The organism is Oceaniferula marina, assembly GCF_013391475.1.
Lineage (GTDB): Bacteria > Verrucomicrobiota > Verrucomicrobiia > Verrucomicrobiales > Akkermansiaceae > Oceaniferula > Oceaniferula marina.
The window spans coordinates 347,637-366,765 of sequence record NZ_JACBAZ010000004.1 but is presented as its reverse complement, the minus strand read 5'-3'; the positions used below and the strand labels follow the sequence as shown (position 1 = coordinate 366,765).

At 53.3% G+C, this 19,129-nt stretch carries 14 protein-coding genes; 7 read left to right on the top strand and 7 right to left on the bottom strand.

Annotated elements, in window-relative coordinates; all coding sequences use genetic code 11:
- Positions 1-6 precede the first annotated feature (6 nt).
- Positions 7-690: a PEP-CTERM sorting domain-containing protein gene (locus HW115_RS11735; RefSeq protein ID WP_178933070.1), complete on the bottom strand. Its 684-nt coding sequence runs from the start codon at positions 688-690 to the stop codon at positions 7-9.
- 326 nt (positions 691-1,016) lie between these two features.
- Positions 1,017-3,473 carry an alpha-L-fucosidase gene (locus HW115_RS11730; RefSeq protein WP_227021449.1) on the bottom strand — a complete coding sequence of 819 codons (2,457 nt, stop codon included), beginning with the start codon at positions 3,471-3,473 and terminating at the stop codon, positions 1,017-1,019.
- Between the two features lie 312 nt (positions 3,474-3,785).
- Here HW115_RS11730 and HW115_RS11725 point away from each other — a divergent pair, with 312 nt between their 5' ends.
- Both HW115_RS11725 and HW115_RS11720 read left to right on the top strand, forming a co-directional pair.
- Positions 3,786-4,187 carry a BlaI/MecI/CopY family transcriptional regulator gene (locus HW115_RS11725; protein WP_178933068.1) on the top strand — a complete coding sequence of 134 codons (402 nt, stop codon included), beginning with the start codon at positions 3,786-3,788 and terminating at the stop codon, positions 4,185-4,187.
- Between the two features lie 69 nt (positions 4,188-4,256).
- Positions 4,257-6,023 carry a M56 family metallopeptidase gene (locus HW115_RS11720; RefSeq protein ID WP_178933067.1) on the top strand — a complete coding sequence of 589 codons (1,767 nt, stop codon included), beginning with the start codon at positions 4,257-4,259 and terminating at the stop codon, positions 6,021-6,023.
- A 99-nt stretch (positions 6,024-6,122) separates the two neighbouring features.
- Here the strand turns inward: HW115_RS11720 and HW115_RS11715 are convergent, their stop codons facing one another.
- A complete protein-coding gene (locus tag HW115_RS11715; RefSeq protein ID WP_178933066.1) occupies positions 6,123-7,409 on the bottom strand; it encodes a metallophosphoesterase family protein in 1,287 nt (428 codons plus the stop codon).
- A gap of 207 nt (positions 7,410-7,616) precedes the next feature.
- Here HW115_RS11715 and HW115_RS11710 point away from each other — a divergent pair, with 207 nt between their 5' ends.
- The 3 genes from HW115_RS11710 to HW115_RS11700 all read left to right on the top strand — a co-directional run bounded on the left by HW115_RS11710 (position 7,617) and on the right by HW115_RS11700 (position 10,743).
- The gene (locus HW115_RS11710; protein WP_178933065.1) at positions 7,617-8,906 is read left to right on the top strand and encodes an O-acetylhomoserine aminocarboxypropyltransferase/cysteine synthase family protein; all 1,290 of its coding nucleotides are present in this window, start codon (positions 7,617-7,619) and stop codon (positions 8,904-8,906) included.
- Between the two features lie 94 nt (positions 8,907-9,000).
- On the top strand, positions 9,001-9,417 hold the full coding sequence (locus HW115_RS11705) for a hypothetical protein (RefSeq protein WP_178933064.1): 417 nt from the start codon (positions 9,001-9,003) through the stop codon (positions 9,415-9,417).
- A gap of 72 nt (positions 9,418-9,489) precedes the next feature.
- On the top strand, positions 9,490-10,743 hold the full coding sequence (locus HW115_RS11700) for a C25 family cysteine peptidase (RefSeq protein WP_227021448.1): 1,254 nt from the start codon (positions 9,490-9,492) through the stop codon (positions 10,741-10,743).
- A 102-nt stretch (positions 10,744-10,845) separates the two neighbouring features.
- On the opposite strand, the gene HW115_RS11695 is transcribed toward HW115_RS11700, so the two are convergent.
- The 4 genes from HW115_RS11695 to proS form a co-directional block, all read right to left on the bottom strand.
- Positions 10,846-12,201, bottom strand: coding sequence for an MBL fold metallo-hydrolase (locus tag HW115_RS11695; RefSeq protein WP_178933062.1), 1,356 nt, complete (start codon positions 12,199-12,201; stop codon positions 10,846-10,848).
- Positions 12,202-12,642: 441 nt separating this feature from the next.
- Positions 12,643-13,884 (bottom strand): bifunctional folylpolyglutamate synthase/dihydrofolate synthase, encoded by a 1,242-nt coding sequence (locus HW115_RS11690; RefSeq protein WP_178933061.1) that lies wholly within the window; start codon positions 13,882-13,884, stop codon positions 12,643-12,645.
- A gap of 84 nt (positions 13,885-13,968) precedes the next feature.
- On the bottom strand, positions 13,969-14,799 hold the full coding sequence (gene accD / locus HW115_RS11685) for an acetyl-CoA carboxylase, carboxyltransferase subunit beta (protein ID WP_178933060.1): 831 nt from the start codon (positions 14,797-14,799) through the stop codon (positions 13,969-13,971).
- A 45-nt stretch (positions 14,800-14,844) separates the two neighbouring features.
- A complete protein-coding gene (gene proS / locus HW115_RS11680; protein ID WP_178933059.1) occupies positions 14,845-16,380 on the bottom strand; it encodes a proline--tRNA ligase in 1,536 nt (511 codons plus the stop codon).
- A gap of 179 nt (positions 16,381-16,559) precedes the next feature.
- Here proS and HW115_RS11675 point away from each other — a divergent pair, with 179 nt between their 5' ends.
- The gene (locus tag HW115_RS11675) at positions 16,560-17,186 is read left to right on the top strand and encodes an Amuc_1102 family pilus-like protein (protein WP_178933058.1); all 627 of its coding nucleotides are present in this window, start codon (positions 16,560-16,562) and stop codon (positions 17,184-17,186) included.
- A gap of 87 nt (positions 17,187-17,273) precedes the next feature.
- Positions 17,274-19,121, top strand: coding sequence for an Amuc_1101 family PilM-like pilus complex protein (gene mul2B, locus HW115_RS11670; RefSeq protein ID WP_178933057.1), 1,848 nt, complete (start codon positions 17,274-17,276; stop codon positions 19,119-19,121).
- Positions 19,122-19,129 lie beyond the last annotated feature (8 nt).

The following is a 19,129-nucleotide window of genomic DNA, read 5'->3' as shown; positions in this document are numbered from 1 at the left end:
CCCGCTTTATTTACGGCGGCGCAAAATCAAGGCAAGACCACCGAGACCGAGAAGGGCTGTGGTAGTTGGCTCGGGAACGACTGCGGTCTCGTGGACCAACAGAGCGTTAAGTTGTCCTCCCTTGGAAGTGGCACCAGTGAAGGCCTCGACGGTAAAGTCCTGCGTTGTAGCATCGGCCACAAAGGTACCGGTGACAAGGAGTCCGTCTCCCCAGGTAGATCCGCTTACGCCGTTAGCGTATTGATTCTGGTTCAGGCCGTCGAATTCAATCGTTCGGCCAGTGATTCCAGCGTCACCACGGCCGTCATAGACGAGGGCCTGAATGCGGTAGGTATTACCGATAGTGAGTCCGGAGAGGGATACTGTATCAGCAGCTCCATCAACACCATAGGTGCCTTCTCTGGCAAGCAAGGTGTTTGCTGTTGGAATGTTTTCGTGAAATACTGCGGCAGTGCCTCCTGCAAACACAACTGTGCCTGCAGCGAAATTGATGCCGTCGAATGTGAGGGCTCCTCCTCCGATGTTCTCTGCGAGAATTTCAGTTCCGTCGGTTGCAAATTGTCCAGCGTCAAGGGTTGCTCCAATGCCTCCGCTTGTAGTGAAGGCTCCTGACGACCACGCGACGGTGGCTCCGTTGACAGCAGCCATGCCCAGAAGGGAAGCTGCGAGGATAGAATATTTCAGTTTCATTGTTTTTGTCTATTGGGTTGTTCTCTTTTGTGCGTTTGGCGAGTGGTCATGGTGTATTTATGGAATCCATGTTCCAAACTCGATATCTGCGTTATATGTGCAAAAAAGTGTGCGTCAATGGTGAAAGTGCAAATTTTTGTTCTTTTCTTTGTGTTGATTTTTCCTTCGGGGTGTCTCCATGCAGGACAGCGTTGTTTCTTTAGTTGATCAATTTTCAATGTAAAAATATGTGCTTTATGATGGGGATAGTAGTGAGTTTGTGCTGTGTGGTGTGAGAGCAAACAAATCCCGCTCTTCAGTTGGGAGGTGAAAAGAAAGAGCTTTGGTTATGGGGTGGGTGAAATCAGGCGAATGCGGAAGAAGGTGCGCGAGCCTGAGGTCGGAACATTCATGATGGCCCAGTCCTTACGAGCATCGATGGGTGCTGTGGGCGGAGTGCCTACGGAAGCTCCTGATACTTTGCTCCAGCTGTCATTTTCCAGAGAGGTTGAGAATTCGATCTGGTAGATGATGCCGAGGCTTGTATGGTTCTTCGGGCGTTGATAGCGGAGTTCGATGGTATTGTTGCGAGGATTGGTGAGGGTGGATTGCCCTAGAAGGCTTTCACTGACATTCGGGTCGCCGCCAAAGGCCATTTCCCAGAGGTTGTTGTAGCGGTCTCCATCCGGGTTGCCGGATGAATCCTGCGTTGAGATACTGCCAAAATGGATCAGCTCCCAATGATCGTCGAGTTGATCGGCGTCAGCATCGAGGAATGCTGCTGGAATCTGAGCGAGGTTAGCCTTTTCGCTGCCGGTCCAACTGGTGAGAGCTAGTGTGAGGTCGGCCTGATCTACGCTACCGTCACCGTTCATGTCACCTGTTTCCCATGTTGATCCCGATCCCCAGTTTGCTGCTAGTAAATCGATGTCGTCTTGGTCTACGGAACCGTCAAGCGTGGCATCGGCGAGAACTGAGCCTTTGATTTCAACTTCGCTCAGGGTAAGCACGGTGTTGTCGTCTCCGCCTCCGGAGTCGGAGGCTCTGCTGATACGTATTTTTTGACCGGAGACAACTTGTTCGTTCTGAAGGAAGACCTTCAGCTTGGTTGGGCCATTCAGAGCATTGCCGTCGTTGAGCTCGGCGTAGCTCGCGACCACTTGGTCTGAACTGTCGAGGACTTCGATGGTGATATCACGCAGGCGCGATGTGAAGCCGGCACGGTTGAACAGGGTGATTTCGCGGATCCTGTAGGTGCCCCCCAGTTCGATCTGAAGCCAAGGGTTGGTATCATCCGAGGCGGAGTGAAAGAGATTGAGACTGCTAGAAGAGGTGTTGGCAGAATAGTCACCATCAACGGCTAAGCCGCCATGGAGATTGAGTCCGTTAGGGTCGTAGACTGAACTGCTGCTGGTAGCTTTGCCTGTTGCTAGATTAGGCAGGGTGGGCAGGGGGGCGGCATCCAAGTCGATACGGAAGGTGGCGCTTTGGTGGATATCGAGATTGGCGGAGTCGAGGTTGACGGAGTAATAGCCATCGGAGATGTTGACGGGCACATTGACCGGGCCTGATGATGTGAGGCGTGAGACAGAGATCGAGTGAACGATTTTTCCTTCGGTGGCCGAGGTGATGTCAATTACTCCGTCAGCAGGTCGGTCGAAGACGATGGCGTAGTAGCGATTGCCAGATTTGTGCATGGTCATCCGCCCCCAAAGAGAGCTGGCGTCGATGCCACTGGCCCGGGTGGATTTGAGAGCTTCGCCATTCACTGTCATCCAGTCTCCCAGTTCGCTCATGCGGTCGGCTTGTTCTGTCGGGGTGGCCCCAAATCGATCCGGGCCGATATTCAACAGCATGTTGCCTCCTTTACTTGATGCTTCGGCATAGAGTTGCAGTGCCTGCCGGGTGGATTTATAACGTGCTCCGTTGGAGATGGATTTGTATCCCCAGGAAGTATCGTCCCAGGAGGTGACAGTTTCCCAGTCGTAGGGCAGGCCGTTGGCGGGAATGGTACGTTCCGGGGTGGCAAAGTCGCCGTTGCCGTTTTCCAGTCCTTCGTAGAGTCGGTTATTGACCATCAGATTCGGCTGGTGGCTACGAATCATTGCCATCAGGGCGTCGGCTCCCCAGTCACTGTCTTGGACTGCGTGAGAGCTATAATCAAACCAGAGTTCGCAGATTTCACCGTATTGGGTCATCAACTGTTCGACATGATTGTAGATATACGTCTTATAGGAGCCTGCTGCAGGATCAGGGTCGGCCGAGTTTTCATCGTATTTGCTGTTGGCCATCACCGAGGGTTTGGGCAGACCGTTATTTCCCCGGTAGGCATTCGGATGTTGCCAGTCGATGATGGAATAGTAGAGGCCGACCTTGAGGCCTTCCGCCCGGACTGCGTTGCAGAGTTCCAGCATCAGATCCCGGTCGGGAGGTGAAATATTCGAGCCTCCGTAGGGGTTGCTTGTCTTGGTGGAGTCATCGCTTGCCCCGGTGGACCAATACTCGGTGCTGTTGAACAAGGTGAAGCCGTCGTGGTGTTTCGCGGTGATCACGACGTATTCCATCCCGGCGGCCTTGGCTTCCCGGGCGATGTTGGTGGCCCAATCCGCACTTGGAGTAAACTGGGGTTTCAATACGGATGCGTAACTGGATGTGGGGATGTTTGCTCCCTGTTGAATCCATTCCGAGGCTCCACCGACTCTGGACCCTTGCCAGGCCCCTTCGCTGGCGCTGTAAAGCCCCCAGTGGATAAAGAGCCCAACGCGCATGTCGTTCCAGTTTTCGGAATCTTGCGCAGAGGCCATATGACTTGATGCAAGTGTATATAAGATAAGGTAAAATCGGAGGCAGTGTGGGACGATCGTTCTCATGGTGTGTGTCCGTGGTATTTCAAAATTACAGATTTCGGTCAAGTGCAAAAAAATATGCACTTTAGGTGGTGTGCGTTTTTTCTTGGGTGGGAGTTGTATTTTGATGCCTCTGGATTTCAGGTGCTGGTATTTAGGCTAAATATGTGCCTGACTATGCCAAAATTAACGAGAGAATAGCCTAGACCTCGGATGAAATGCATATTATGGTGCACACGAAGTTGCAATCAACGGAGAGATCGTAGTATTATGGCAAGTCCCAAAAAAAAGCCTGATTTTGAAAACCTGAGCCGGCGCGAGCGGGAGGTGATGTACCTCGTGCACGAGCATGGTGAGGTTTCAGCCGAAAAGGTAGAGAAGGAAATTGAAACGCCGATATCCTACTCAGGGGCGCGTCGGTATTTGTCGATTCTGGAAGAGAAGGGTTTTTTGCAAATGGAGAAGCGGGGGAACCGCTACTATTATTCGGCAGTGGCAAACACCACGGAGGTGGGTTTGAGTTTGCTAAAAAAAGCCTTTGGATCTTTTTTCAATGGCTCACCTACTTTGGGAATTGCGACTTTTGTCCAGCGCGAGGGAAAGAGTTTGGACAAACGGGAGTTAGCTTATCTTGAAAAGCTGGTGCAGGATGCTACAAACGATCAAGACTGATTGTTTGCATCACCCTGACGTATCCCGATTGTGCCGACTGATTTTTACCACTGGCTAGTACTGGCGAGCTTGAAAGCAAGCTTGGCCTTGCCTGCGGTCTTGCTCGCTGTTTTTGTATCCCGCCGAACCTCATCATCGGTGGTTGGCTTGCTGCTTTTATGTGTTTTGGTTTCGCTTCCTCTGACGCCGTTTCTGGATGGGTTACCCTTGCACGTGAAAATTACGATGCCATGGCTGGAGGCTAGTGGGGCCTTTCCGGATGAGATCGAAGCCTTGGCGGAATACGATAAAAACAATCCCTTGCCGGTTCCAGCATCGGAGATTGTCTTGGGCAAAGAGAGTGGCTGGACCCGTAAGCAGGTTTTTCTAGGATTGTGGGGGCTCGGAGCGGTCGCTTTTTTGGTGGTGCGCTTGTGGAGTTCGATGAATTCCCGTTTACGTTTTTCGAGTTCGACCCCAGCTTCATCGGATGACGTGGTGGTTCATGATTTTAGAGAACTGTGTGAGAGTCTTTCGCTTAAGAGAGTACCATGGTTGTTGTACAACCAGTTGATCAAAGGTCCTCAGACGACGGGGATCTTGCGCCCAGCGATTTTGTTGCCGTCTCATTTTCCGGATTTGCCCAGGGAGCATCGCGACATGATTCTCTTGCATGAACTCGAGCATATCCGTCGCCGTGATATCCCCTGGCGAATGGTTCTGGAGTTGTTGGCGATTGTGTTCTGGTTCAATCCTCTGGTATGGCTTGCATTGCGGGCCTATGACTTGCAGGTGGAAAAATCCTGTGATGACACCGTGCTTAGGGCTGGCTATCCGGCATCCAAGTATGGGGAGGTTTTACTCGCAAGTGTGCGTGGTGGTGTGCCGGGAGGGGCGGCTGGGGTGGTGTCGAAAGTGGCGTCACCGGCGCAGTTGCGGGCGAGGATGTTTTCGATCGTACAAAAGGAGAAAAGCCGCTTGCCGTTGACGCAGGCCTCGACCAGAAAGTTTGCCGGCTTGTTTCTTTTGCTGATCGTGCCATTGGGTTTGGTGTCCTTTTCGCCGTATTCAGGAGCCTTGAGCTACGAGCTTGTGGAAAAAACCGAAGGTTTGGACGCCTTGTGGCGAATGCGGCTTGGTAGGGGAACAATTCTGGCCGACTCGAGCGGGGGGGAGCATCATGGCAAACTTTATGGCGCTCAGTGGACCCGGGATCCTGAGCGTGGTGAGTGTCTGTATTTCGACGGCGTGGAGGACCATTTGATGCTGCGGGCTCCCCAGACCAGCTGGACCAGAAAGCCATTCACCATGGCGGTATGGCTGAAGCCTGACAAAGGCAGTGATGGGGGCGGGTTGTTGCTCCGCGGTGATTTGAATCAAACGTGGTGTTCAGCGCTTGGAACAAGCCATGAGAGCTCGCTGCCATACGGTGAGCGGGAGATCATGCTTGCCGGTGATCGTTTTGGTGAAGGTTCGTTTAATCAGGCAGACCCTGGAATGCATTTGGCCTTCAACTACTTCGGGGTTGGTAGTGCTCGTGCGGAGCGCCCGGTGAAAGAATTGGAGTGGACGCACCTGGCAATGGTCTGGCGACCGGCTGGTGGCAGTGCTTTGGTGCAGTTTTACCTGAACGGGGAGTCAGTGAAAACCGTCTATGTTGTGAGAGCTATCGATCTGGGCCAAAACCAAGACTGGCCAACCAAAATCTGGTACTTTGGCCTCGGTGAGAGCCCCTTGGTGGTGGGTAACAACTATGAAGGTCTGGTATCGGATTTGGCGATCTATCAAAAAGCCCTGCTGCCCAAAGACATCAAGCGAGTGATGCGTGGGGACTTTACGGTCAAGGGGTCATTTTGATTGCAGGGGGAGGTTGCTCTCCATTGCGAACGGCACAGGTGTTGAGTGAGAAAGTATTTTCTTAATGCTCAGTTGAAAGGAGGTATGGATGGTGATCCATTAGCTCCTTGGTTTCAGCGTGACGGCATTGACGGTGGTCTGGTTGAGATCCTCAACCTTGACGTTCAGTTGTTTGTTGTCTGCCTGAATGTGAATGAGGCGTGCATCCTTGGTTTTCGGGCCTCCCCCGACAACTTGATAGATCGGGAACGCTTGGCTGGGTTTGTCAATTCTGTGACGGTGGGTGTGACCGCTGAAAAGCATTTGGCAGCCGGCATCGACCAGTGGTTTGAGCCAGAGCTGCTGCCCAAAGCCTGAGTAGGAAGCGTAGCCTGTGTCCCCGGTGCCGTCGTTTTCTCCCTCAAGACCAATCAGAGGGATGTGGCAGAACGCGAGCAGATAGGGAGCGTTTTTGATTTCGTTTTGTTGGAGAACCTTGAGGAGCCAATCACGTTGAGCCTCCCGGTAAGGTTCATAGGCTGCCATGCCGCCGAAGACATCGCGGTTGTCCGGTTTGTCTTCTCCTGTATCCAGACCGATAATGGCCACTGGCCCAATGCGTTTGGCAAAGCAGTAACGGCCCATGGCCAAGGGGGTGGGGGCCAAGCGATGAGGGTCGTCATCGTTCAGTGGCCAGGGAGTTAAGGCCTCGGGCATGGTGCGAGCATCTCTACCGCGGACGTCGTGGTTTCCAGGAACAAAAAGGAGTGGGCGGGTGGATGCCCAGCCTCCGTGTTCGGGCTGGTCTTTGTGCTGCCCCGGTGTCAGGCAGATTCTGGCCATGAGCTGTGGGTTGTGAAAGTCGTTACACGCGTCTCCATTCCAGAGATGGGCGTCCGGGTTGATTGCTTCGATGCGTTTGGCCAGAGCGTTGAGGGTGTCTGCGTGATCGTGGGTATCGTTGACCATGGTCAGGCTGCAGCTGGAGGCCTCGGCCGTGGGCAATTTGAGTTTGCGGGTCTTCCCCACGAGTGGTGTACCTCGCTCGATGGCGTAGGCGTTTTTGTAGTGAATGGGGATGGTGACCGTCCGGTAGTAAATCGGCGTGTCGGTTGGAAGGTTTTCGATTCGTGCGGAGAGCGCGTATTCGCTCATGCTCATCAGCCCGTGATGGGCGGGGATACTCTGCTTTCCTAATTCTGGTGTGGTTCCCCATTCGACCCATCCGGTGGCCATGCCGCTGACGGCCCAAGCAACAGTAAAGGCATCTTCACCCGGGTTTTGAATAACGGGTGGGCTTAGGAGTTTGACGTTGTCGACTCCCGGCGCTTTGGGTTCATCAGCGGCGGCGATACCTGAGATACTACTGGCGGCGGCGAGGGATCCGAGAAAGGTTCTGCGTTTCATGTGTGCGTTTTGGATGGTGGATGATGCAAGCTTACGTTGTCGGATCGCCCTGTCTTTCTGTTTCGAGGCCCGTTTGGTACAGTTTTGGAATCTTGTCAGAGCCGCAGGTATCACCGAGATCATCACCCTAATGTAGGAGCTCTGCTTGCACAGGTCACAATACGGTCTTTGCAGTTTACGTTTCCTGTGCTATCGATTCGCACTCATATGAAACTTGAAACCTTATGCCTTCATGGCGGGCAGCAGCCCGACCCGACGACAAATGCCTGTGCGGTTCCTGTCTATCGCACATCGTCATTTACCTTTAATTCTACTGAGCATGCGGCGAATTTGTTTGCGCTCAAGGAGTTGGGGAACATTTATTCTCGACTGATGAACCCAACCACTGACGTGTTGGAAAAGCGCGTTTGTTTGTTGGAGGGGGCTCCTGAAATGGGAGGCTTGGCTTTTGCTTCCGGCACGGCAGCGATTCACAATACGATCATCAACCTGGCTGAAGCTGGAGATAATATTGTTTCCGCAAGGAATCTCTATGGTGGCAGCTATACGATGTTTAACGATATCCTTCCGAAGATGGGGATTGATGTCACCTTGGTCGATTCCACGGACCCTGCCAACTTCGAAGCTGCCATCGATGAAAACACTCGGGCTTTGTTCTGTGAGACGGTTTCCAACCCGGCCTTGGAGGTCGCCGACTTGGAGGCGATTGCTGCCGTTGCCAAAGCGCATGGGATTCCTCTCATTGTGGATGCCACGTTTTCCACACCGTATTTGACCAATCCGCTTGAGCACGGTGCGGATATCGTTGTGCATTCTTTGACCAAGTGGTTTGGCGGTCACGGAATCGGCATCGGAGGGATTGTAGTGGATTCTGGAAGGTTTAACTGGGGGGCGGGTAAACATCCGTTGTATGATGAGCCGGATAACTCGTATCACGGTTTACGTTGGGGGCATGATTTGCCGGAGCCGCTGGCTCCGCTGGCCTTTATTTTGCGGATGCGGACGGTTCCATTGCGCAACCTCGGCGCCTGCATCAGCCCGGATAATGCCTGGCAGTTCTTGCAAGGTATCGAAACTCTGCCGCTTCGCGTCGAACGCCATTCGGAGAATGCGCTCAAGGTTGCTGAATACTTGCAGGGCCACGAGGCCGTCGAGTGGGTTCGGTTCCCCGGTTTGACAAGCGATCCCGAATACGGACGGTGTCAGAAATATCTCAAGGGCAAGGGCGGCGGAATGGTCGTCTTCGAATTGAAAGATGGCAGCGAAGCCGGGCAGAAGTTTATCGAAGGTCTGAAGTTGTTCCTTCACCTGGCCAATGTCGGGGACGCCAAGAGTTTGGCGATTCATCCGGCTACCACGACCCATAGTCAGCTGAATGTTGAGCAGCAACTTGCGGGTGGTATTTCTCCCGGATTGATTCGTCTCAGTGTGGGGATTGAACACATTGACGATATCCTCGCCGACCTTGATCAGGCTCTGAAGCTCGCTTCGAGTTAGTGGGCGTATATTTGAATGCCGCTGGATCCATGATGGATGCAGCGGCCATTTTTTTCTTTGCCCGTTTCGGGTGTTAGGTTTAGTTGTATCCCTTATGAAAACGTTGTGTGTGTTTTGTCTTGGTTTGTTGGTGTGGATGCCTTCGAAACTGCTGGCAGGAGGTTCGGTCTCCTATCAGGATCAAGTGGCTCCTTTGCTGGTGCAGCAACCAACGCTGAAAAAGCTGATAGAGAAATCGTTTAAACTCCCTGACTCAGGCTTTGCAACTCGACTGGGAAATCATTTCAAAAATCTGGGAGGTTTGCGGATCGCTCCCTATTCTTTTGTTGTGGAATCGAAGGATGGGAAGGCCAAATACAATCTGACCATTCATTGTGAGACCAAGTTCAAACTGTCTAACGGAGAGTTGGTGTCTAGGGACAGTGGTAAGATTTTTGAAGCCGTGAAGGTGGTTGAAAAAGTAACCCATTTCACTGTGGCTCCTTTGGATGAAGAGAAAAATGAGCAGTGATTTGAGAGAGAATAGAGAAAAAGACAGGTAGCGCGACACGGGGCGCTGATGTGATGAACTTCTTTTATTTTTATGATCCCCAGGGTTTTAATCTATTTAACTGCGATTTTATCGTTGCCTCTTATTGCTGACGAGAAACCGGCAAAGGTATTATTGGTCACCTCTCCAGAGCTTGCTGATGCTTGGAAACCCTATGCGATCTGGAAGCAGAAACAGGGTAAGCCGGTCAAGGTCGTCACCACAGAGGAGATCGAAAAAATCTATCCAGGGCCGGATATTCAGGAAAAAATCCGTCAGTGCGTGCGCAAGCACATCGATGCCGGTGGACTGCGATGGGTGGTGCTTGGTGGTGATAGTTTGCCGGGTGGCAAGGGTGTCGTTCCGGACCGGGACACGGTCCACATCAACATGTGGGGGGAGAAACGTGATATTCCGACGGATATTTACTACCTCTCACCTACGAATTGGGATGCGGACGGAGACGGTATTTATGGTGAGTTCGAGGAGGATAAAGTGGCGATTTCTTATCCTGATGGAAGTGTGGGCTTGGGGCGGATTCCGGTTCGGACGGCAGAAGACGTCAAGGCTTACACCGACAAGGTGGTGGCTTACGAGTCCCGCTACCCGAAGGGTGCTTTTGGCAAAAACTTCATCTACACCTGTGAGGTCAAGGGGGCCTATCCCAAGGTGCGACGCAGTTGGGATGACCACGTGTCGAAGGTGCTGAAGGGAGGCGAAATGTCTCGATATTTTTCACACGAGACGCCGTGGGACGATGCGAAACCCGGAGATTACGACCTTAATCCTGACAATTGGGTCAAGATGCTCAATAGTAAGCAGACTGGAAAGTATCACTTTCACGGTCACGGATTGTTGGACTGCTGGGTGTTGGAGAAACATCAGAAATTCACTAGGAAACATGTGGCCAAATTGACCAACAAGGATGCCTACCCGATCATCACTACCGTCTCCTGTTTTACCGGGCACTACGATGCGGTTAAAGACCCTTGCATTGCCGAGTCGATGTTGCGCGTTCCTGACGCTGGTGCGATTGCCATTGTGGCACCGTGTCGTGAGGGGAAACCTCACTTTGTCAATCCCCGTGAGAGCTTCCCTTTGATGATGTGGGAGGGTAAAATGGACGGAACCACTCGCACGATGACCTATTTCTGGGAAATGGGAATTGGCCAGAAGCTCAGCACTGGCGAGGCCCTGATGAAAACCAAAGCCAAGTTGGCCGAAAAGGCGAAGGCCTCGGCCAATTACCACATGTGTCTGGTCGAGCTCAACTTGTTGGGGGATCCGACCATTGAGGTTCACCCTTGATAGGTGGATCTTTATGCTTGGTTGGCAAGCTTCCCTTGAAGTTCATGCATCGACGGCTGATTGAGGCCAATCAGCCCTACCGATTGCTTGCCTTGCGGGAGTTTAGTATTTTTTGCCGGGAAACGGGATGATGGTTTCGCAGTCCGGAAGTTTCTCGGCAAGTTGTTGGGCAAACCATTCGCTGGCGTCCATGTCACCGTGAACCAGGAAAGTGCGCTTCGGGTTGACCCGCAAAATGTAGTCGAGCAGGTCATCACGAGTGGCGTGACCTGAGAAGTCGAAGACTTCCATTGGGCAGTTGAATTGTACGGGGTCTTGCTCGGGGTCCAGGTCGATCAAGTCTCCGAGGCTACCGGATCTGATATGGCCGGCTGGCGAATCGGGGTCGGCGTATCCGACGAAGAGGAGATGGTTTTTCGGGTTGTTGATGAAGCCTCTGGCGAAGTTGTTGGAGACGGTTTTTTCGGTCATCATCCCGCTGGACAGGGCATAGATGGCCCCCCGTTGGTAGGTGATCGGAGCACGGCGCTTGCGGCGGCCTCCGGTTTTGACTTCCATGTCGCGCAGGATTTGGAACCCGGGCTGGTTTCGTGGGGTGGAATCAGCAAATTCGTCAAAGATCAGGGTCATTTTGGTGCTGAGTCCTCCGATATAGACCGGGGCATCGGGGATCAGCCCCTCGGCCTTGAAGCGGTTGATCATGGTGAGCACTTCCTGGGTTTTGCCCATGGCAAAGACGGGGACCAGGACCGAGCCTCCACCTTTTAGGCAGTCGTTGATGGATTCGGCAAAGCGGAGCTCTTCCTCGTCCCGGCTGTAGCTTTCGGGGCGGGGGGAGGCTCCGCGCGTGGTTTCGATGATCAGGGTGTCGATGTCCTCCTCGGGGAGTGTGGCTCCCGGGATGAGCGTTTGATTTTCAAACTGGACGTCGCCGGTGTAGAAAATTCGTTGATCCAGAGTTTCGAGCAGGACACCTGCGGATCCGAGGATGTGGCCGGCGTCGTAGAAGGTGGCTCGCACATTGCTGTCGGGGCCGCCGATATCAAAGGGGCGCTCGTAGTTGAAGGTTCGCCAACGTTTTTCGAGCTGATCGAGTTCGCGGTGGGTGTAAAAAGGATACTCGGTGATTCCCAGTTCGGTGCGTTTGCTTTCCATGACATTGACCGAGTTGTGAAGCAAGGCATCGACCAGTTTGGAGGTCGCCGGAGTCATGTAGACATCGGCATTTTCCTGATCACGCATCAGGACGGGGAGAGAACCCGAGTGGTCGAGGTGGGAGTGGGAAACAAAGATGGAGTCGATGCTGTTGGCCGGGATTTCGTGATGGGCCGGGAGCGAGTCCGAGCCTTCTTCTTTCGGATGCATACCGGAGTCGAGGATGATCCGAGTGTCGTCGAGTTCAAGAAGGTAGGAGTTGGCGCCGATCTCAGCGCGCCGGAGAAGTGATTGGAAAGTCATGATTTAATTGAAAATGGAGAATGGAAGATGGAAGATGGAAGATGGAAGATGGTCTGGCAGGGACGGCTTTGCCTAGGGCTATCTCCGCTTCGCTCCGGTTCCGAGCCGTCCGGTTGGGAGTTGGCGTTTGGGCAAGAGACGATGAATGAGTTTGAGGGCGTTTTGTATTCGGCGAGGCAGGGGCGGAGATGGAAGAGCTGAGGATGTTTGTAGGGGGGCTAACCTGTCGACTGCTATGAGATGAGGTGGGGAGCTTGTTTGTTCCTTAGGTTGTCGACAGATTAAAAATCTGTCCTACTTTCGCATAGCGTGGGTGAGCATTTTTTGGGAGTGCGGAGAGGTATCTCCGCTTTTGGAGAGGCTGGAGTGCTTGTTCGGCCCGGGGACCTCATGATTGGTGATGGCAGGGCTGATGCCCTTGATTTTATTATCCACTTTCTCTTACTGACTGCTTGAGCGGGTTGATTCACCCGCAAGGATGGCTTTAGCCTGGCCGATCAGGAAAAGTGAGCCGGTGATGAGTATGGGATCGTTTACCCCGCGTTCTTCTCCAGTGTGAGGGGCTGGTGAGAGCTTTTTGATGGCTTCGTCCAGGCTCTCATGCAGGGTGTGAGGCGGGGCTCCAGCTGGTAGAGCTTGCACAAGATCTTCAGGGCTCAGTGATCTCGGAGAGTTCACTGGTGTGAGATGGATATGCTTGGCGATGGGGGCAATGATGTCGAGCACCTCCTCAGTGTTTTTTCCCTCCACCGCACCAAAGACGAGAGAGGCCTTTTGATTGGGGTAGACTTCATTCCATGTGCTGACCAGAGCTTTGGCGGCGTGGGGGTTATGGGTGGCGTCGAGAATGATAGGGTGATCTTCAAGTCGTTCGAATCGTCCGGGCCAGGTGACAGTGCTGAGTGCATGTCGGACGGTGTCGGCATTGAGCGGTAGTCCAATGCTGTGGGCTGCGGCAAGGGCAAGGGCGGCATTGTCCTTTTGGTGTGGGCCGGGAATGTTGACGTGGTAACCGCTCAGGGGTTCGGTGATAAACTCGAGCGGGGCCCTGCATTCGTTGGCTTCTTGTTCGATGACGTGTCGGGCTGCAGGGTCCTGTCGGCTGCTGAGCACGGGCTTTTTGGGCACGATGATACCCGCTTTTTCAGCGGCAATTTCCTCCAGCGTTTCCCCGAGCCACTGGGAGTGGTCCATGGCGATCGGGGTGATCACCGCGAGATCGGCGGGCACTGCTGTGGTGGCGTCGAGTCTGCCACCCATACCGGTTTCGAGGAGGATCAGCTCACATTCCTGCTGTCGGAAGTGGCGCATCGCCACGGCCAGCGTTAGTTCAAAAAATGTTGGGTGATGTTCCCAGTCGGCACAGAGCCGCTTGAGGTCGTCGAGGTATTTGGCGGTAGTGGCTTCCGGGATGTGCTGTCCGCTGACTTGAATCCGTTCTCTGAAGTCGACCAGATGGGGGGATGTGAACAAGCCGGTGCGGACGCCGCAGGACCGGGCCAGGGCATTGAGGATGGCACAGGTGGACCCTTTGCCGTTGGTGCCGGCTACGTGAATGACCTTGGTTTTGGCGGAGGGAAACCCGAGGGTTTCGCGGAGCAGTCGGCGTGGTTGTTCGAGGCCTAGTTTGATGCCGAACTGTTGCGTGGCATAGAGCCAGTCGAGTGCTTCGCTGTAGGTCATTCTGAGGAACCTGCCTTCCGCTTTGACGGATGCAGGAGTTGAAAAGTTCCAGTGTTTCAGTCTGAAGACACGCGGCACTCCCTCTTAGGGGAGGAGATACTTGAGGAGTTGGCCGAGTTTGTTGCGTAGTTTACGGCGGTGCACGATGTCATCGATCAGTCCGTGTTCGAGCATGAATTCGGCGGTTTGGAAGCCGGGGGGGAGGTCCTGATGGGTGGTTTCCTTGACGACACGCGGCCCTGCAAAACCGATCATGCATTTGGGCTCGGCGAGGTTGATGTCGCCGATGGTTGCATAGGATGCGGTGACGCCTCCGGTGGTCGGGTGGGTCATGACGGAGATGTATGGGAGGCCGGCATCAGCATGTTTAGCCAGGGCGGCGCAGGTTTTGGCCATTTGCATGAGTGAGAGCAGGCCTTCTTGCATGCGGGCCCCGGATGAGGATGAGACGATGATGATCGCGCATTTTTGTTCGGTGGCTTCTTCGATCGCACGGGTGATTTTTTCCCCGACGACGGAGCCCATGGATCCGGCAAAAAACTTGAAGTCCATGACTGCGATCATGGTTGGTTTTCCCTCGATGGTGAGTGAGCCAGTTACAACGGCGTCATTGAGGTCGGTTTTTTCACGAAGCATCGAGATTTTTTCCTCATACTTGTCAAAATTCAGTGGGTTTTTGGAGAATAGGCCGGCGTGGGTTTCCTCGAAGCTTCCAGGGTCAGCAATGAGTTGGATGCGCTCCCGGGAAGGCATCAGAAAGTGGTGGTTGCACTCCGGGCAGACCTGGTGGTTTTGTTGTAGATCAAGGGTGTGGATCAACTCACCGCAGTCGGTGCATTTGGTCCAGAGGTGGTCCGGCATGCTGTCGCGAGTCGGTCCTTTGCCCTTGAGTTTTGGTTTGCTGAAAATACCCATGACGAAAAAGTCTAATTTCTAATCGATAAATGCCAAATGAAAAATTTAGTAACTGCGGCCCCAGATGGCTCGTTGGGGGGTGGGCTCTCCGGTGAGGATGCAGGGTGAGGGGTCTTCATCCTGTAAGTCAAGCGGGAGGCAGCGGATCGTAATTTTGTGTTTTTTCGACAGTTCCTCTTCCTGTTCGCGGCTGCCATTCCATGGTGTTAGCAGCCATCCGGGCTGCTCTTGGTCCCAGTAATTGGTGAACTCCCCGAGGTCGGTGCAGGTGGTGATATTGTTGTCTCGTAGTTCGGTGGCACGTTGCAGGAGTTGGTTGTGGATGTCGGCCAAGGTTTCTTCGACGTGGCGGATGAAGTCTTCCTTGGGGATGAACTCCTTGGCATTGGGTGCCTGATCCCGTCGCTGGAGGCAGACTTTTCCCGACTCCAGGTCGCGCGGTCCAATCTCGATTCGGATCGGGGCTCCTTTTTTTACCCACTCCCATTTTTTGACGCCTCCGCCGATGTCGCGTGAGTCGACGTGGATGCGTAGTGGCTGGCCTCCGTAGGATTTTTCGCGGCGGAGAACTTCGGCGAGCGCCTGGCAGGCGTCGATGATGGCTTCCCGGGTTTCTTCTTTGGGGGTGACCGGGATGATGATGATTTGTTGGGGGGCGACGCGTGGAGGGAGGACGAGCCCGTCGTCATCGGAGTGGGCCATGATCAGGGTTCCGATCAAGCGGGTGGAAACACCCCAGGAGGTGGTGTAGGCATGCTGCGTGGCTCCATCACGGCCGGTGAAACTGATGTCCTGGGCTTTGGAAAAGTTCTGCCCTAGGTAGTGGGATGTTCCAGCTTGGATGGCTTTTTTATCCTGCACCATGGCCTCGACGGTTAGGGTCATGTCGGCTCCCGGGAAGCGTTCGGCTTCGGTTTTTTCGCCTGGAATGACCGGGATGGCGAGGTGATCACGAAGGAATTCCTCGTAGAGTCGGTGGATGGTCCGGGTTTCCTCAATCGCTTCGTTTTCGGTTTCATGGGCGGTGTGTCCTTCCTGCCAGAGGAACTCAGCCGTGCGGAGGAAGAGACGTGGGCGCATTTCCCAGCGCATGACATTGGCCCACTGGTTGACCAGGAGTGGGAGGTCGCGGTAGGACTCGATCCAGCGGGAAAAGGCCGAGCCAATGATGGTTTCGGAGGTCGGGCGAATGACATACGGTTCGGTGAGTTTTCCGGTGGGAACCATTTTCACGGATCCGTCGTCCTGCTTTTCGGTTTCCAGGCGATGGTGAGTGACAACGGCGCATTCAGTGGCGAAACCTTCGGCATGGCCGGCCTCTTTTTCGAGATAGGAGAGGGGGATAAGCAGGGGGAAGTAGGCATTCTGGTGGCCGGTTTCCTTGAAGCGCACGTCGAGCTGTTGTTGGATCAGCTCCCAGATCCCGTATCCCCAGGGTTTAATCACCATGCAGCCGCGGGTTTCCGAGTTTTCCGCCATGTCAGCGGCGCGGATGACTTGTTGATACCATTCCGGGAAGTCATCGCTACGTGTCGGTTGGATTGCGGTTTGCTGCTTTTTCTTCTGTTGCTGCTTGGCCATGTCGGCCTTTAGAAATCACAAGCTGGCGAGAATCACAAGTGCGATATGTGTCTTCTGAGGCGGTGATTGGCGGGGGCTTGAATTCACAATGGATACACGCAAAAAAAGTGATGGTCTTTCATTCTTTCTGCTGGTCAAGCCATGATCGGCTTTGTAGTGTGCATGAAAGCTCAATCATCATGAAACTTTTAATTCACAAAGAAATACTTGCTGTCGTCGTGTTAGGAGCCTCAGCATTGTTCTCGCCTTTGATGGCGCAGCAGATGGCAAAGGTCAGCATGGGAGATCCTAAATTTGAGAACCTTCCGTCGCCTCAATTTAGTGTTGGTAAAAACAAAAGCTTCAAGCCCAAGGACTGGTTGGAGTGTGAAGTGAAGTTTAATGTGGAGATGAGTCGGGATTACAAACAGAAGTTTATCGATCGCGTGACCGTGAAGTGGTACGTTGCGATTGAAGATCCTCAGGGAGGTAAGCGTAGCGTGTTTCTCGAGAAGGAAGTGAACCATGTGAACGTTCCTGTTGGAGAGGATATTTACAGTTCGGTTTATCTTTCCCCGGCCGCGATCAAGCGGATCAGCGGTAGCGACCGTGCCAGCAAGCGGGTGGTGAAGTCTGTGGGCGGGGAAATTCTCGTCAATGGACAGGCTGCCTATAAAGGTTCTGGTATTTTTTCCTCTACAGGGAAGGCCGGTTGGTGGCGCCAGATTTCCCGATACGACAAGATTCCATTACGAAATAAAAATGAAACCCCGTTCAAATTTCTCTGGTGGGATCGCTACGCAGAGATTGAGGAGTCCCGCCGATAGGGACTTCTTTTCATTGGCGAGGCTGGCAGGGAATCTTGCTGGTTGTCGCCTGCACACCCTTACAATTCATTTTTCTACACACACATTATGGCAGATGCACAGGCTACGGTAGCGTTGAACATTGGCTCTCAACGCATTTCCATGGGGGTATTCAAGCCTTCGAAAAACGGAGGACTCATTCTCGAAAAATATGACTCTTCGTCGATTTTGGCAGACCCTGCGGCTGAAATGGCCCGCTTACCCCAGATTCGGGTGGCGGTTTCCGAGTTGGCTGAGAAGTTGAAAATCGGCAAAACGAAGGTTAGGTATGCGATTTCCGGCCAGTCGGTTTTCACCCGCTTTATCAAGCTGCCTCCTATTGAGGACGATAATATTGAGCAGTTGGTTGCCTTTGAGGCTCAGCAGCACGTTCCGTTTCCGATCAATGAGGTGATTTGGGATTGGCAGTTGTTGGAAAGTGGTTCAGGGGACAAGGAGGTTGCACTGGTTGCGATCAAAGGTGACGCGCTGAATGATATCAATGACGTGATTCTCGAAGCCGGGCAGAGTACCGAAGAAGTGGATGCTTCGCCGATGGCTTTATATAACGCCCTGCGCTATAACTACCCTGACTTGGAGGAAACCACTCTGCTGATTGATATTGGAGCCAAGACATGTAACCTCGTCTATCTTGAAGGTAGCCGGATGTTTACGCGGAGTGTGGCTGTCGGTGGAGCGTCGATCACCACGGCCATCTCCAAAGAGTATGGAGTGAGCTTTTCCGAGGCGGAAACACAGAAGTGTTCCAACGGGATGGTGGCATTGAATACCGCACATACCTCTCAGTTGGATGAAGCCACAGCAGCCTTGGCCACGGTGATTCGTAATGCTCTCGGTAAGTTGCCGGCAGAAATTGCACGGACAACCAACTATTTCCGCAGTCAGCACGGCGGTAAGGCACCAAAGCAGATTTTGCTAGCTGGCGGGGGGGCAAACCTTCCCTTCATTGCTGACTTCTTCCAGGAGAAGCTCCGTCTGCCGATTGACTTCTTTAATCCGCTGAAGCGTGTATCTGTCGGGAAAGGGGTGGATGTTGATCAGGTTGCAGCCGAAGCTCATCAGTTAGGTGAATTGGTTGGTCTGGCCCTGCGTGGACTTGGAAAAGCCTCATTGGAAATCGATTTGGTTCCCGACGTGGTATCGCATGAACGCGATGTGGCACGTAGAAAGCCCATGCTGGTAGCTGCTTCGGCAGTTCTGATTGGCGGTTTGGCCATCTGGTCTGGGGCAAACTACATGAAGAAGAATGCTGCAGGTCAGGAAATCCGAGACTTGGAGGATAAAATTGCAGACTTGAGGCAGTATTCCGGAGATTTGGAAAAATTGGCTAAAGATGAAGCCTCTCTGGATGTTTACAAAAATCAGCTGGTCTCGTCTCAGCGCGCACGAACCCTCTGGGTGAATATTATTGCGGATCTGGGTAAAAACTTTGTCAGTGATTCTGTTTGGTCGGTTGACTTTGACCCGGTAATTAACTTTAAGCCTGGCGATGAGGCTGCGGGCGGATCGCCTGGCCAATCGGTTATTATAGAAGGCTTTGCTTCGTCGGAGTATGGAGGTAGTGCCTTGACTCGTATCAAAGCTGAGCGGCCGCAGACTCCGCAAAAGGGTAAAAAAGGAAAAAAGGGAGCGGCTCCAGCCCCTGTTCAGCCAATGATTAATGCCGTGCGAATCAAGGGTTTGTGGCGCGGAGACAAAAATGGTTACCGCAATGTTTACAAGCTGATTAACCAATTGCGCGCCAAGTCGGACTATTTTGTGGTTCCTTCACAAGAGGAGTTGGACATCGTTTTAAGCGATAAACTTGCCGAGGGTGCTTATGCCGCCCCGTTCGAGATGACGCTTGCGCTTAAAAAGCCGATTCCGGCGCCCGATTTAATTCGCTTCAAGCGATAGGAGGACCA

Bases quoted from the DNA above. Each gene is read 5' to 3' on its own strand.
- HW115_RS11705 (WP_178933064.1), top strand. From the start codon at position 9,001: ATGAAAACGTTGTGTGTGTTTTGTCTTGGTTTGTTGGTGTGGATGCCT.
- HW115_RS11675 (WP_178933058.1), top strand. From the start codon at position 16,560: ATGAAACTTTTAATTCACAAAGAAATACTTGCTGTCGTCGTGTTAGGA.
- proS (WP_178933059.1), bottom strand. From the start codon at position 16,380: ATGGCCAAGCAGCAACAGAAGAAAAAGCAGCAAACCGCAATCCAACCG.
- HW115_RS11730 (WP_227021449.1), bottom strand. From the start codon at position 3,473: ATGGCCTCTGCGCAAGATTCCGAAAACTGGAACGACATGCGCGTTGGG.
- mul2B (WP_178933057.1), top strand. From the start codon at position 17,274: ATGGCAGATGCACAGGCTACGGTAGCGTTGAACATTGGCTCTCAACGC.
- HW115_RS11725 (WP_178933068.1), top strand. From the start codon at position 3,786: ATGGCAAGTCCCAAAAAAAAGCCTGATTTTGAAAACCTGAGCCGGCGC.
- HW115_RS11700 (WP_227021448.1), top strand. From the start codon at position 9,490: ATGATCCCCAGGGTTTTAATCTATTTAACTGCGATTTTATCGTTGCCT.
- HW115_RS11710 (WP_178933065.1), top strand. From the start codon at position 7,617: ATGAAACTTGAAACCTTATGCCTTCATGGCGGGCAGCAGCCCGACCCG.
- HW115_RS11695 (WP_178933062.1), bottom strand. From the start codon at position 12,201: ATGACTTTCCAATCACTTCTCCGGCGCGCTGAGATCGGCGCCAACTCC.
- HW115_RS11735 (WP_178933070.1), bottom strand. From the start codon at position 690: ATGAAACTGAAATATTCTATCCTCGCAGCTTCCCTTCTGGGCATGGCT.
- HW115_RS11690 (WP_178933061.1), bottom strand. From the start codon at position 13,884: ATGACCTACAGCGAAGCACTCGACTGGCTCTATGCCACGCAACAGTTC.
- accD (WP_178933060.1), bottom strand. From the start codon at position 14,799: ATGGGTATTTTCAGCAAACCAAAACTCAAGGGCAAAGGACCGACTCGC.
- HW115_RS11715 (WP_178933066.1), bottom strand. From the start codon at position 7,409: ATGAAACGCAGAACCTTTCTCGGATCCCTCGCCGCCGCCAGTAGTATC.